The following is a 14,918-nucleotide window of genomic DNA, read 5'->3' as shown; positions in this document are numbered from 1 at the left end:
CTGCAAGAGCCCCTCCCCGGTCCGAAGAGGGGCTCGTTTTTAGTGAAATGATTGAGTGCCTAGCGCGGCTTGACCGTCGCGCCCTCCGTGCCGGTCAGCACGGCATTGGCCCAGTTGCCGCAGACCTGGGCCGCTCGGGCGCCGCGCGCGCCCAGGGTGCGCAAACTGAGCTGGCTCAGGCCGCGCACGTCGATTTCGGGTTTGACCACCCCGGGAGCCGTGACCAGGCCGCTGTCGTACAGCAGCCGCTCACCGCTCCAGACCTGGAATTGCAAGCCGCCCGCGCTGCGGCAGCTATCGTCCACGCCCAGGTCGGCGCGCAGCAGATTCCAGTTGCCAGCCAGCTGCAAGTCAATGCGGCTGGCAGGTCCCACGCCGAGGCCCTTGCGGAACCACAGCCCGTTCATGCGCATCTCGACCGCCTTGCCGGCTGGCCGGTCTTTCGCGATATTCTTCGGCAGCGCCAGGTCCGACAGATAGCGCTGCACCTCCGCGCCTTCGGCCACGCGGTGCTCGAGCACGCGGAATTCGGACAAGGTAACGGGCGCCACGTCGGTCGCCAGCGCCGCATCGAACGCGCGCGCCACCGGCGCGCCTTGCGCCGCCGTCACCATCGGGTCCAGGGACGCCGCGCCATCGCCTTCCGGATTTTGCGTGCTCATCACGCGGAAGCGCAGCAGGCGCCCGGCCGTGGCGGGGAAGCTGATGGTCTGCGTTCCCTCTTGCAGTTTCAGTGTGCCGCGTGCCAGCGGAGCGCCCCACTCGCCGTTGTTGTCGCCGATGTAGATTTCATAATCGCGCACCTGGCCATGCTTCCAGTGCTGGTCGTTGCGCGGCGCCAGTTCGATGCCGTCCACCAGGCGCCGTTCCGTAAAGCCGACCACCCATTCGTGCGGACCGCTTTTCACGGACGGGCTGCGCACGGTGCGGAACCACGTCTCCGGCTTGCCATCGAAGGCGTTTTCCAGCGGGTAGCCGCTTTCTTCCGCAGGACGCGCCACCACCTGCATGGCGTCGGCCGGCAAGGCGCGGCCCGGCACGGGGGCGGCCGGGAAATCGGCGTCGGCTCGCGCCACGGCCAGCGCGCCGGCGACTTGCAGCATCAAAGGCTGGCGGATGTCCTGCGCCGCCACTTTCACGTGCAGGGTGCCTTTTCTATCGGCCGCATCGAAGAACCAGCCTTCTGCCGCCTTGTCGTAGACGGCACGGTCGGCGAATGCCGCGATCAGCCGTTCGCCGGCGCGCACGGCGGCCGGGGCCTGGCCGGCCAGCATGCGCAGCGCATAGCCGCGGCGCCCTTCCTGGCCCTGGTACTTTCCATCGACGGCGCCGATGTCGACCTGCACGTCGGCGCCCGCCTGGCGCATGCGGATGACTTGCTGGCTGAAGGCGCCGCCCTGGTACTGGCGCGTGTTGCCGTCGTCTTCATACAGGGTGTAGTCGGAATCGCCTTGCGGATAGATATCGAGCGTGAGCTGGTCCTTCGGCTTCTGGCCGTCGTACAGCATTTCCGGATACATGGGCAGGATGGCGCCGGCGCGCACGAACACGGGCAGCTTGTCCAGCGTGACCTGCATGTCCAGGTCGCGCCCTTGCGCGTCCGCCGTGGCCTGGCGGCCATCCCAGTAGTCGTACCACGTACCCTGCGGCAGATGGATGCCCTTGCGCCAGCCGCCGCTGACGGCCTGGCTGCGGTAGACAGGTGCCACCAGCACATCGCGGCCCAGCAGGAATTGATATTTATAGGCTTCCGTGTAGGCGGCCGGGTCTTGCGGATAATCCCACATCAGGCCGCGCACCAGCGGCGCGCCCGATTGTTCGGCTTCGCGCACGAGGGTATACATATAGGGAGTGAGGCGCATCTTGAGCTTCAGATAGCGGCGGTTGATGTCGCGGTACGGCTGCTCGAACCACCACGGATGCTTGCGCTCGGCCGCGGCCCAGCCGGACATGCCCATCAGGACGGGCGTAAAACTTTTCCACTGCAAGTCGCGCAGATAGGTTTCCGGGCTGCCGCCAAAGATGGCGTCCACGTCGCCGGACGCATACGCCTGGCCGGACAGGCCCGAACCGATCAGGGTCGGGATGTGCCAGCGGATGTAATCCCAGCTGGCGCTCTGGTCGCCCGTCCATGCCACGGCGTAGCGCTGGATGCCGGCCCAGCCCATCACCGTCCACAGGAACGGGCGGCTGTCGGAGTTGTTCAGGATGCCGTCGTAGGCCGACTTGTTCGCATCCATGGCGAACTGGTAACCCTTGCCCGTCCACGCCACGTCCAGCTTTTGCACGCGGCTGCCCGCCTGGCCCACTTCCCAGGCGATCTTGTCGACGCCGTTTTCCGTCCACAGGCCCGTGCGGAAGCCATAGCCTGCCAGGCCCTTCACCGTTTCCGGCAAGTTCGTGTAGCCGCAGCCATAACCGTCGTTGGGCAGGATCCAGCCGCCCGGCATGTCGTGTTCGCGGTACTGGCGCGCCACGCTTTCCACCACGTCCGGCGTCTTGCCCGTGGGGCCGTCCGTCCAGCCCTTCGGCACGGAGCCCGGCTTTTTCACGTTGTCGCCATCGTTGTAGCAATCGGCGTCGCCGTATTCCAGCGCCCAGCGGGGCAGCATGCGCGCGCGGCCCGTCAAGTCCGTGTAGCGGGCGACGACGTCGCGCAGATCCTTGCCGACGAAGAAATACGCATCGAAGCGGCCTTCCGCGTGCTGCAGCGAGATCTGTTCCTGGTCGCGCAAGTCGTAATTGCCGTCGGCCCAGGTATTGCGCAGCATGCCCCAGCCCCGTGAACTCATCAAGAATGGCGCGGGATTCGGCCGGTCGCCCTCTTCCCAGCCGCCCGAATACGACACGGGCACCTGCTTGCCCTTGAATTCGAAGCGGCCATTCTGCTGGCCGCCGCCAAAGTACCGCTCGCCCGGCAGGCTCGATAACACTTGCACGCCCTGTTTGTCGTCGAGCGACAGCGGCTGCACCTCGCGCCACAGGGGCACCGCGTCGCCCTTGCGCAGCAGGGTAAAGCGCAACGGTTTGCGGTCGATGCGCAGGCTCAAGGCATCAGTGCTGATCAGGATATGGTCGGGCTGTTCATTGATCCGGTACGCCACCTGCGCGGCAGGCTGGCCCACGACGATGGGCGCGGCCTTGTCGCCTGGCCCCGTCAAGCCGCCCTTGCCGCCCGCCTGGATGCGCAGCACGTCCGCCTGCGGCAGGCTGATACGCAGCTGCATGCCCGTATCGCTGCGCACATCCCAGCCCACTGCCTCGCCCTTGGCCACATCGGCCGCGCGCACGGCGGAGAGCGACTGCAGATTGCCGATGGTCGCGGCATGCAGGCCGGGAGCAGCCAGGGTGGCAAGGGCGGCGAGGACACAGGCGGCAAGGACGCGGCGGGGAAGCGGGAGAGGGTTCATCTGCTGGCTTTCAGAAGTGATTCAATGAAATTACTTTAAGAAGAAAAATAAATATCGTCAACCAAAAGAAAGTTATGGCGCCAATTTATTAATAAAATGCCTAAAATAAGCCAATTTATCTTACGTTTCACTCAAACTCCATAGCGCAATCTTTCGTTATCGTAGCATTTCAGCGACATGCCGCGCCGCCACACGCTTTTGCGCTGCACCGCAGCATGTTTCACGGCCTTTAAAACGACATTATTTCGCAAGGCATACAACTATTTACTTTCGTTTTACTTTCGTATTTGACTTTTCGAAATTTAGTATTTATGCTTTCTCCAACAAACACTTTACTGACACTCCATGACTACCCTTCTTCAGCGTGACATTCAAACCTGGCGCGACATCGGCGGCCTGCACACGGCCGAGGAAATCGCGCACCAGCCAGCCATCTGGCTCGCGCTGGCCACTATTTTGCGCAACGAACAAGCGGCCCTGGCCGCCTTCCTCGGCGACGCGCTGTCCAATCCCGCGCAGCGCGTCATCCTGACGGGCGCCGGCAGCTCGGCCTATGTGGGCGAAATCGTCGTCGATACCCTGAATGCGGCCTGGCCCGCGCAGATCCGCGCCATCGCCACCACGACTTTGCTGACGCACCATGAGCTGTATCTGGAAGCGCACGCCCCCACCCTGCTCGTCTCGTTTGCCCGCAGCGGCGACAGCCCGGAAAGCCTGGCGGCCGTGGAACTGCTGCGCCAGGTCGTGCCCGGCGCGCGCTTCCTGAACATCACCTGCAACGCGGACGGCAAGCTGGCGCGCCAGGGCGCGAACGACAGCAATACGTATAACCTGCTGATGCCGGAAGGCAGCTGCGACCGCGGCTTCGCCATGACCAGCAGCTTTAGCAGTATGCTGCTGGCAGCCCTGTCGGTACTGGGCAAGGACACGGATTTGTCTCGCCTGGAGACCCTGGCGCAGCTGGGCGGGCAAGCCTTGCGCGACTGGTCGGCCCCCGTGGCGGACCTGGGATCAACACCCGTACAGCGCGTGGTCTACCTGGGCAGCGGCCCGCTGGAAGCGCTGGCCAAGGAAGCGGCATTGAAGATCCTGGAATTGACGGGTGGCCGCGTGATGGCGATGGCGAATACGCCGCTCGGTTTCCGCCACGGCCCGAAATCGGCCGTCACCACGGAGTCGCTGGTGATCCTGCTGCGTAGCAGCAAGCCGCTGGCGCGCCAGTACGAAGACGATTTACTGAAAGAGCTGCAGCGCGACAGCGTGGCGCAGACGTGCCTGACCGTGGGCATCGGCGGCGACTTATCTGCCAACTTAGCGGCCGATGCGCCGGTCTGGCCCGACGCCTGGCTGGCTCCGCTGTGGCTGCTGATGGCGCAGCAATATGCGCTGCACCAGTCCGCGCTGCTGCAACTGCGCCCCGACAATCCATTTGCTGGCGGCATCGTCAACCGTGTCGTGCAGGGCGTCACCATCTATGGCCATGACCAATTCTAATCACACAGCCGGCTACCACGGCATCGACATCGGCGGCAGCAAGATGGAGCTGGTCGCTTTTGCCGACCGCGACGGCGCGCTGACGGAAGTGTTCCGCGAACGGGTGGCCACGCCGGGCGACGATTTTACCGCCTTCGTGCAAGCCATCGTCGACCTGGTGGCGCGCGGTGACGCCGCCCTGGGCACGACGGCGCCTGTCGGCATCGGCCTGCCCGGCGTGATCGACAGCGCCAGCGGCCGGCAACTGAGCTCCAACGTGCCGGCCCTGAACGGCCGCCTGGTGGCGCAAACCCTGCAGCAGGCCTTGAAACGTCCTGTCGCCATCGGCAACGATTGCCAGTGCTTCGCCCTGTCGGAAGCGCAAGGCGGCGCGGCCGACAATGCCGCCAGCATGTTCGGCGCCATCCTCGGCACGGGTGCAGGCGGCGGCTATTGCGTGGGCGGCCAACTGCTGCGCGGCTTTAACGGCGTGGCCGGCGAATGGGGCCACTGGAGCCTGCCCGCCACCCTGCTGGCGCAGCATGGCTTGGCCGATTACCCCTGCCCGTGCGGCAAGGCGGGCTGCCTGGAGCGCTATGTCTCCGGCCCCGCCATGCGCAAAATCCACGCGCACTTTGGCGGCGACGGCGCAGAGCCTTTGGCCATCGTGGCGCGCGCCAACATGGGCGATGCCGTGGCCCAGCGCACGGTGGCCGTGCACCTCGATGTGCTGGGCCACGCGCTGGCCGGCCTGGTGCTGGCCTATGACCCGCACGTCATCGTGCTCGGCGGCGGCCTGTCCAAGCTGCCGCACCTGTACGACAAGCTGCCGGCCGCCGTCAAGCGCCACCTGTTCCCCGGCGTGCACGTGCCGCCTATCCTGCCGCCCCGCTTTGGCGATGCCGGCGGCGCGCGCGGCGCGGCCCTTTTGATACGACAACATACAAAGGCGTCAACATGATGAAGCAAGCGGAAAACCCGACTTTTACCCTGTCCCCGATCCAGCAAGTGATCAAGGCGCACCGCCGCGGCGAGCGCGTGGGACTGTACGCCGTCTGCTGCAGCCACCCGAGCGTGCTGCGCGCCGCCATGCGCGTGGCCAGCGAATACGACACCGTGCTGCTGGTCGAAGCGACGTCGAACCAGGTCGACCAGTTCGGCGGCTACACTGGCATGACGCCGGCCGTTTTCCGCGACACCATGCTGGCACTGGCCCGCGAACAGGGTTTTCCCGCCAGCCGCCTCGTGCTGGGCGGCGACCATCTGGGCCCGAACGCCTGGCAGCACCTCGATGCGGCCACCGCGATGAATCACGCCGAAACCCTGATCGCCGCGTATGCGTCGGCCGGTTTCCACAAGATCCACCTCGATTGCAGCATGCGCTGCATTGATGACCCCTTGCAGCTCGACGATGAAACCGTGGCCGCCCGTTCGGCGCGCCTGTGCATCGTCGCCGAGGAAGCGGCGGCCGCCGCCGGCTTCGCGCCCCCCGTCTACGTGATCGGCACGGAAGTGCCGATTCCCGGCGGCGAAGCGTCGCTGGCGCAGGCCGGCGCCGTCACCAGCCCGCAAGCGGCGCGCCGCACCCTCGACGTGCACCGCCGCGCGTTTCTCGAGAACGACCTGCATGGCGCCTGGCGCCGGGTCATCGCCATGGTGGTGCAGCCGGGCGTCGATTTCGACCAGAGCAGCATCCAGCATTACGACGCGGACGCCGCCACCGAGCTGTCGGCCTTTGTCGCCGAGCAGCCTGGCCTCGTGTTCGAAGCCCATTCCACCGACTACCAGCGCGAGTCGGCCCTGCATGCCATGGTGCGCGACCACTTCGCCATCCTGAAAGTGGGGCCTGCCGCCACCTTCGCCCTGCGCGAGGCGCTGTTCGCCCTGTGCCAGATCGAGGAAGAACTGCTGCCGGCACACGCCACCTCGCAACTGATGCAGGTGCTCGACGACGTGATGGTGGCCAAGCCGAAGAACTGGATCAAGCATTACCTGGGCACGCCGGAAGAACAGCGATTGATGCGCCGCTACGGCTTGAGCGACCGTTGCCGCTACTACTGGGGCGAGCCGGAAGTGGCGGCCGCCGTCGGCAAGCTGCTGGCCAACCTGGACACCGTGGCCATTCCGCTGCCGCTGCTGAGCCAGCATTTGCCGGAACAGTACCTGGCCGTGGTGCAGGGCAGCTTGCCAGCGCAGGCGCCAGCCCTGATCGAGCACAAGATCGGCAGCTTGCTGGCGCAATATGCGCGCGCCTGCAACCGCAATGCGGCAGTGGCCGTCATTGCCGAAGCGGCAATCTGTTAAGCTCGGTATTTTTCATTTTTTACTGAGCCCGCCACCATGCGAAATACCAGCCAACGCCGTGAATCCATCCTCCAAATGCTTGCCCAGCAGGGCTCGGTGCAGGTGACCGATCTGGTGGAAAAGCTCGGCGTGTCCGCGGTCACCATCCGCAGCGACTTGAATGCGCTGGAAGCGCAAGGCATGGCCACGCGCAGCCACGGCGGCGCGACCCTGACGCGCACGCCGCCGCCCGAGCACACGATACGCCAGAAGGATGCCATCAACCACGAGCAGAAGGAGCGCATCGGCGCCTATGCGGCGCGGCTGGTGGAACCGGGCGACAACATCATCATCGACTCGGGCACCACCACCATCTCGCTGGCGCGCCATCTGCGCGATGCGACGGGCGTGACGGTGGCCACGAATGGCCTGAACATCGCGTGGGAACTGGCCGACGCGCCGGGCGTGGACCTGATCCTGACCGGCGGCCTGCTGCGCAAGCAGTCGCTGTCGATCCAGGGCAGCCAGGCGGAAACCTGCCTGCAGGCGTACAGCTTCGACAAGCTGTTCCTGGGCGTGGACGGCTTCGACCTGCAATTTGGCGTGACCACCCACCACGAAGCGGAAGCAAGCCTGAACCACAAGATGGTGGAACGGGCCAAGAAAATCATCGTCCTCACGGACGCCTCCAAGTTCGGCCGCGTCAGCCTGCACCGCATCGTGCAGCTGGACCGGGTCGATACCGTCATCACAGATGCCAGCATCAGCCAGGAGTACCGCGAAGGGCTGCAAAAGCTGGGCATCGAACTTTTTATAGCGGAATAACACATGCTGAGCGGCAGAATCCTTACCCCATCTGGCTGGATCACGGGCACCATCACTTTTGACCAGCGCATCGTCCAGATACAAGAAGACCCTGCCGCCGACAGCGCGCTGACCATCCTGCCCGGCTTCATCGACCTGCACGTGCATGGCGCGGCCGGCGTCGACATCATGGAGGGCGGCGACGCCGGCGCCACCGTGGCGCAGGTGCATGCGCGCCACGGCACCACGGCCCTCCTGGGCACGACCCTGACAGCCAAGGAGCCATCGATCCTGCGCGCCCTGCAAGGCCTGGCCGGCGTCATCGCCGAGCGCCCCGCCAACGGCGCGCGCATGCTGGGCGTGCACCTGGAGGGCCCGTTCCTGAATTTGCACCGCCTGGGCGCGCAGCCGCCCGACGTGGTGCAGGCCAGCCTGGCGCTGGTGCAGCGCTTTCACGCCATCGCCCCCATCAAGGTCTTGACCATGGCGCCGGAAATCCCCGGCCACCTGGAACTGATCCCGCAACTGGCGGCGATGGGCATCCGCGTGCAGATCGGCCACAGCGCCGGCACGTATGACGAAGGCGTGGCGGCGTTGCAGGCCGGCGTCTCCGGCTTTACGCACCTGTACAACGGCATGACGGGCATGACGCATTACGACCCCGGCATGGTGGGCGCGGCGCTGGCGCATGCGGAATACGCGGAAATCATCCCCGACCTGCAGCACGTGGCCAAGGGCGCCCTGCGCGCGGCCCTGCGCGCCATCCCGCGCCTGTACGGCGTGACGGACGCCACCTCGGCCACCGGCATGCCCGATGGCGAATACGGCCTGGGCACGCAGCGCGTCTACAAATGCCTGGGCTGCGTGCGCCTGGCAACGGGCTCGCTGGCCGGCAGCGTGCTGACCATGGACCAGGCCCTGCGCAATTTCGTCGACCTGGGCCTGGACCTGGCCGACGCCTCGAACCGCCTGTCGCTGTACCCGGCCGATTACCTGGGCGAATCCGAACGAGGCCGCCTGACGCCCGGCGCCTGGGCCGATATCGTCGTCCTCGATGCCAACTTGCAGCCAGTGTCCGTCTTCGTCGAAGGCGCGGCCATCGATCTTTCCACCCGCTAGATTCAGTCTCTAGACCCAGCCCCCCAACCTCAACCCCGTCCCGGAGTTTTCATGCACGACACGTCACACAAGGCCCCCGTGTGGGCCATGCGCTACCTGCTATTTATTGCCGGCATGGGGGGATTGCTGTACGGCATAGACATCGGCATCATCGCCGGTGCCCTGCCCTACCTGGAATCGACGGCCTCCGTGGCCTGGAAACTGACGGCCCAGCAGCTGAGCTTTATCGTCGCCGCCGTGCTGCTGGGCTCCGTCCTGTCATCGCTGTTCGCCGGCGCCCTGGCCGACCTGCTCGGCCGGCGCTGGGTGATGTTCCTGGCCGGCGCCCTGTTCAGCGCCAGCATCCCGCTGATCGCCCTGGCCGACGGCTACACGCCGCTGCTGCTGGGCCGTCTGCTGCAAGGCATCAGCGGCGGCTTGATCGGCGTCGTCGTGCCCCTGTACCTGGCCGAATGCCTGCCCGCGCAACAGCGCGGGCGCGGTGCCGCCCTGTTCCAGCTGCTGCTGACCATCGGCCTGGTGGCCGCCGCCCTGATCGGCCTGCTGCAAGCGCAGACGGTGGAAACGGCCACGCAGGCGGCGCAAGCCTTGCCGGAAGCGGGCCGCATCGCCGCCATCTTCACGGCCAAGGACCACGCCTGGCGCAGCATCTTCTGGGTCTGCCTGACGCCGGGCCTCGTATTTACCATCGGCGCCCTGCTGCTGGCCGAATCGCCGCGCTGGCTGGCGCAACGGGGCCGCATCGAGCAGGCGCGCCAGTCGCTGCTGCGCACGCGCTTGCCAGCCGCCGCTGACATTGAACTGCGCGAGATGCAGGACACGCCGGAGAATACGGCCAAGGCCAGCGGCAAGGCCAGGGATCCGCTGCTGAGCCGCCGCTACGTGCTGCCCTTCCTGCTGGCCTGCCTGATCCTCGCCTGCACGCAGGCGACGGGCATCAATTCCATCCTCGCCTATGTCGTCAATATCCTGAACCAGGCGGGCCTGTCGGGCGCCTCGGCCAATATGGCGGACGTGTTATTGAAAGTACTGAACGCCGTGATGACGGTGGTGGCCGTGCTGCTGGTGGACCGCAAGGGCCGCAAATTCCTGCTGATGCTGGGCACGGGCGGCATCGTCGTCTCGCTGCTGGCGGCCGGCCTGCTGTTCCGCAGCGCCGAAGCGCACCTGGCCGACGTGCGCCCCGCCATCGCGGCGCAAGTGCAAGCGGACAGCCTGTCCTTGCACCTCGATGCGGCTACCTTGACGGCCCTGGGCGCGGCGGCCGACGGCACGCCGCAACAGCTGACCATCGCCTACGCCTACGGCCCGTTCACCAACGTGAAAAGCCTGCGCAGCGACGATCCCGTGCTGCGCCAGGTGTCCATCGCCCGCGAAGACGCCGTGCAGGCCGACAGCGTGATCGGCGTGTTCTTCCGCAAGCTGCACCTGAACCCGTTCGCCGACCCGGCCGCCGGACGCGAAGCGCCGCTGCGCATCGAGAAGGCCAGCCTGGGCCCCGTGCCTTCGTCCACGCACGGCTGGCTGGTGGCCATTGCCATCTGCGTGTTCGTTTCCAGCTTTGCCGTGGGACCGGGCGTGTGCGTGTGGCTGGCCCTGTCCGAGCTGATGCCGACCCGCATCCGCTCGAACGGCATGAGCATCGCCCTGCTCGTCAACCAGTTCGTCTCGACGGTGATCGCCGCCATCTTCCTGCCCACCGTGGGCTTGCATGGTTACTCGACGCTGTTCTTCTTTGGCGCCGGCTGCACCGTGCTGTACTTCCTGGCGGCCGCGTTTTTGCTCCCTGAAACGAAGGGCAAGACCCTGGAAGAGATCGAGGCGCATTTTTCAAAGTAAACCCACGTAACCATTTGTAGCAGTCTCCTTTCCAGCCCCGGTTCATCATCCCGGGGCTTTTTTTTGCCTGCCAGGCAAGTTTACAGGGCTGGCGCGCGCGGCACCGTACGGTTTTTCTTCAGGAATCACGGGCGCCTGGGCTAGAATCTGGCTGCGTCGTGCTACTCACGAGGCGGCAATGGCGCCATGACAAAAACCACCAGGAGACACAGTGAGCTTATTTAGAACCAAGAATTTGGATGACATGATCGCCCACAGCAAGAAGCCAGGAGGATTGGCCAAGGTGCTGGGGCCCTTCGACCTTGTCCTCATGGGCATTGGCGCCATCGTCGGCACCGGCATTTTCGTGCTCACCGGCACGGGCGCGCTGACGGCCGGCCCCGCCCTGTCGCTGTCGTTCGTCGTGGCGGCCGTCGCCTGCTGCTTCGCCGCCCTGTGTTACGCGGAATTCGCCTCCACGGTGCCCGTGGCCGGCTCCATCTACACCTACAGCTATGCCACCCTGGGCGAGCTGGCCGCCTGGATGATAGGCTGGGACTTGCTGCTCGAGTACGGCCTGGCCGCTGCCGCCGTCTCCGTCGGCTGGTCCGGCTACTTCCAGTCGCTGCTGTCGGGCTTTGGCATCGCCCTGCCCGTCGCACTCACCGCCGCACCGGGCGCGCTGCCCGGCGTGACGACCATCATCAACCTGCCGGCCCTCGTCATCATGCTGCTGCTGACGGCCATGCTGGGCTGGGGCGTGCGCGAATCGGCGCGCCTGAACAACGTCATGGTGGCCATCAAGGTCGGCGTGGTGCTGCTGTTTATTATCTTCGGCGCGCGCCACGTGCAGCCGGCCAACTGGCAGCCCTACATGCCGTTTGGCTACCACGGCATGCTGAGCGCCGCCGCCCTCGTCTTCTTTGCCTTCATCGGCTTTGACGCCGTCACCTCGGCCGCCGAGGAAGTCAAGAAGCCGTCGCGCGACCTGCCTATCGGGATCATCGGTTCGCTGGCCGTGTGCGCCGTGCTGTACGTGGTGGTGTCGGCCATCATGACGGGCATCGTGCCATACCAGAAATTCCTCGGCGTCGACCATCCCGTCTCGCTGGCCCTGCAATACGCGGGCGAAAACTGGATCGCCGGCTTCGTCGACCTGGGCGCCATCCTCGGCATGACCACCGTGATCCTCGTGATGGCCTTCGGCCAGACGCGCATCATCTTCGCCATGTCGCGCGACGGCTTGCTGCCAAAGCGCCTGTCGACCGTGCACCCGCGCTTCCACACGCCGTTCTTCGCCACCTGGCTGGTCGGCATCGTCTTCGGCCTGATCGCCGCCGTGATCCCGCTCAACATCCTCGCCGAGCTGATCAACATCGGCACGCTGGCCGCCTTCACCATGGTGTCGATAGCTGTCGTGGTGCTGCGCAAGAAGCGTCCCGACCTGCCGCGCGCCTTCCGCTGCCCCGGCGTGCCGTATGTGCCGGCGCTGGCCGTGATCCTGTGCGTGGGCCTGATGAGCTTCCTCAGCTGGGTCACCTGGGTGGCCTTTTCCATCTGGCTGGTGATCGGCCTGGTCATCTACTTCGGCTACGCGCGCCGCCGTTCGCTGCTGCATCCGCAACAGTAATCCCGTCACTGCGCCATCGCAGTAAGATGGCGGTCTCGCAACCCTGCAGGCCGCCATCCATGCAACCTTCCCCCGACCTCATCGCACAGCTGGACCAGAGCACGGACCAGCTCAAGCGCGCGCGCCTGCGCAACATGCAGTGGCTGGCCGTTGGCTTGCTGCTGCTGGCCGCGCTGGTCTTCGCCGTGGCCCGTTCGCAGCGGGGCGGCCACTCCGCCTGGGGCTATGTGGAAGCGTTCGCCGAAGCGGCCATGGTGGGGGCGATTGCCGACTGGTTCGCCGTCGTGGCCCTGTTCCGCCACCCGCTGGGCATCCCCCTGTGGCATACGGCCATCATCCCGAACAGCAAGGCGGACATCGGCCGCAGCCTGGGCGCCTTCGTGGAAAACCATTTCATTACCGAACAAGGCATCGCCGAGCGCATCGTGCAGGCCGACCCCGCCGCGCGGTTGGGCGCATGGCTCGGTGACGAGGTCCACGCGCAACGGCTGGGCATGGCCAGCGCCAGTGTCGCCAGGCAGCTGCTGGCGATGGCCGATCACGATCAGCTGGGCCGACTGCTGCGTGTACAGGCCAGCAGCTATCTTGGGCAATTGAATCTGTCGGACGTGGCGGCCGACTGCATCGATGCGCTGATCGCCGACGGCAAGCCGCAGGAACTGCTGGACTTCATGCTCGACCGCAGCGCCGCCTACCTGGACGACGAAGGTCACCACGCCGCCATTGGCGACTTCGTGCTGGGCGCTTTCCAGATCGAGAACGCGCTGGTGAAAAAAGCCGTGAAAGCGTACGAGCCCCGCATGATCGCCTCGCTGCAAAAATTCGCCCTCGCCGTGCGCGTCGATCCGCAGCACCCGCTGCGCCAGCGCATCGCCGGCTGGATCGCCGACAGCGCCTTGCACCTGAAGGCCGACCCGCAGTGGCAGGCAACGGTGCGCCGCTACCAGTTGCAGCTGGTCGCCAGCGACACGGTGCAAGCCATGCTGGGCGACGTCTGGAAGCACATCAGCACGCGCCTGCTGGCCGACCTGCACGCCGACCAGCCCGTGCTGGCGCAAGCCATCGCCAGCCTGGCACGCAACACGGGCAAGGTGCTGGAGACGGACAAAGCTGCGCGGGAATGGCTGAACGACGCCATCGTCGCCGGCAGCGGCTCGCTGGTACGCCGCTACCGGGGCGAAGTGGGCGCCTTCATCGCCGCCCGCCTGGACCTGTGGAGCAAGGATGAAATGAGCGAACGCATCGAACTGGCCATCGGACGCGACCTGCAATTCATCCGCATCAACGGCACCATCGTGGGCGGCCTGGCCGGCTTGCTGATTTATTCAGTCAGCCAGGCGTTTTAGCGCCACTACCAGCGAAGAATATCCCCGCACGGCGCCGCATGCGACGGAAAGTGCGGCAGCACCTCCTCGGCCAGTTCCTGCAGCACCTCCGCAGCCGGGCGCCGGCCATGCTGGATGCCCAGCGCCGCATGGTTGACGCCCGCTTCGCGCCACTCACCGAGCAAATCGATCAAGCCCTTGCGCCCCGTGCGCAGCACATAGCCGCTGCGCACGGGCGTGCGCGGATAATCGGGGTCGTCCACCAGGTCCAGCCACTCATTGCACATGTGCGGACGAAAGCCGCCATCGGGTATGCAGGCGCGCCAGGCGCGTATCCTTTCCGCCAGCCGGCGCGGCCCGTCCGGCGTATCCGTCGCTTCCGGATACGTCAGCCAGCCGTCGGCGTGGCGCCCTATCCACTCCAGCGGCTGGCCCGAGGAACTGGTGACGACCAGGGGAATGACGCCTGCCACGGGCTTGGGCAGCAGTTCGAGGCCAGCCAGGCTGCCCAGCGGGCCGTCGATGCTGGCGGGGCCTGCCTGCAGCAACTGGCGGAACATGTGCACGGCCTGCGCATAGCGCGCGCCGCGCGTGGCATGCGGCACGCCATACGCGGGAAATTCGCTGGCGCGGTCGCCCGACGCCGTGCCCAGCACCAGGCGCCCGCCCGACAGCTGGTCGATGCTGGCGGCCGCCTTGGCCAGGTCGATGGGATGGCGCAGGGTAAAAATGGCGCTGCCCGTGGCCAGGGCCAGCGCATCCGTGCGCGCCGCCAGATACGCCAGATAGGTCCATGGATCGAACAGCTGGCCCGCATCGCCGAAGCGCGGGTCGAACAGGGGAATGTCGCGCACCCAGGCGGCTGCAAAGCCTTGCCGGTCCATGGCGGCGACCAGGTCGGCCTGGCCGGCCAGCGCCCGCATGTCGCCCTGGTAAAAACGCAGCGGCAGATAAATGCCGAGGGTGAGCGCGCCGGGTGCGAACATGCGGCGGTAGCCGCGGTGCTGCGTGAAAGCCTGCGACGAAGCGCCTTCTATGATGTCTATGCTCATGTTG

General features: G+C 66.2%; 10 protein-coding genes. 8 read left to right on the top strand and 2 right to left on the bottom strand.

The genetic code is table 11. The features are described from left to right. Positions 1-59 precede the first annotated feature (59 nt). Positions 60-3,410, bottom strand: a complete 3,351-nt coding sequence (locus U0004_RS14270) for a TIM-barrel domain-containing protein (RefSeq protein ID WP_070256368.1) — start codon at positions 3,408-3,410, stop codon at positions 60-62. 345 nt (positions 3,411-3,755) lie between these two features. On the opposite strand from U0004_RS14270, the gene U0004_RS14265 reads away from it, so the two are divergent. The 8 genes from U0004_RS14265 to U0004_RS14230 all read left to right on the top strand — a co-directional run bounded on the left by U0004_RS14265 (position 3,756) and on the right by U0004_RS14230 (position 13,883). Next, complete coding sequence (locus tag U0004_RS14265) at positions 3,756-4,904, top strand: SIS domain-containing protein (RefSeq protein ID WP_070256371.1); 1,149 nt, start codon at positions 3,756-3,758, stop codon at positions 4,902-4,904. Then, the gene (locus tag U0004_RS14260) at positions 4,891-5,844 is read left to right on the top strand and encodes an ROK family protein (RefSeq protein ID WP_070256374.1); all 954 of its coding nucleotides are present in this window, start codon (positions 4,891-4,893) and stop codon (positions 5,842-5,844) included. Before U0004_RS14265 ends, U0004_RS14260 begins: the two co-directional genes overlap by 14 nt. Then, positions 5,844-7,187 carry a D-tagatose-bisphosphate aldolase, class II, non-catalytic subunit gene (locus U0004_RS14255; protein ID WP_211550961.1) on the top strand — a complete coding sequence of 448 codons (1,344 nt, stop codon included), beginning with the start codon at positions 5,844-5,846 and terminating at the stop codon, positions 7,185-7,187. Before U0004_RS14260 ends, U0004_RS14255 begins: the two co-directional genes overlap by 1 nt. 36 nt (positions 7,188-7,223) lie before the next feature. Then, positions 7,224-7,991, top strand: coding sequence for a DeoR family transcriptional regulator (locus U0004_RS14250; protein ID WP_034781637.1), 768 nt, complete (start codon positions 7,224-7,226; stop codon positions 7,989-7,991). 3 nt (positions 7,992-7,994) lie between these two features. Beyond that, positions 7,995-9,089, top strand: coding sequence for an N-acetylglucosamine-6-phosphate deacetylase (locus tag U0004_RS14245; RefSeq protein WP_070256376.1), 1,095 nt, complete (start codon positions 7,995-7,997; stop codon positions 9,087-9,089). 51 nt (positions 9,090-9,140) lie between these two features. Next, complete coding sequence (locus U0004_RS14240) at positions 9,141-10,928, top strand: MFS transporter (RefSeq protein WP_070256379.1); 1,788 nt, start codon at positions 9,141-9,143, stop codon at positions 10,926-10,928. A 211-nt stretch (positions 10,929-11,139) separates the two neighbouring features. Beyond that, complete coding sequence (locus U0004_RS14235) at positions 11,140-12,537, top strand: amino acid permease (RefSeq protein WP_070256382.1); 1,398 nt, start codon at positions 11,140-11,142, stop codon at positions 12,535-12,537. Between the two features lie 59 nt (positions 12,538-12,596). Further along, positions 12,597-13,883: a DUF445 domain-containing protein gene (locus U0004_RS14230; RefSeq protein WP_070256385.1), complete on the top strand. Its 1,287-nt coding sequence runs from the start codon at positions 12,597-12,599 to the stop codon at positions 13,881-13,883. A 5-nt stretch (positions 13,884-13,888) separates the two neighbouring features. Here U0004_RS14230 and U0004_RS14225 read toward each other — a convergent pair whose 3' ends face one another. Beyond that, entirely contained in the window at positions 13,889-14,914 is a 1,026-nt protein-coding gene (locus tag U0004_RS14225) for an LLM class oxidoreductase (protein ID WP_070256388.1), read from the bottom strand. Between the last annotated feature and the right edge of the window lie 4 nt (positions 14,915-14,918).

This window comes from Janthinobacterium lividum, from assembly GCF_034424625.1.
GTDB lineage: Bacteria > Pseudomonadota > Gammaproteobacteria > Burkholderiales > Burkholderiaceae_D > Janthinobacterium > Janthinobacterium lividum.
The sequence above is the reverse complement of the archived record's forward strand: the minus strand, read 5'-3'. Positions and strand labels throughout refer to the sequence as shown.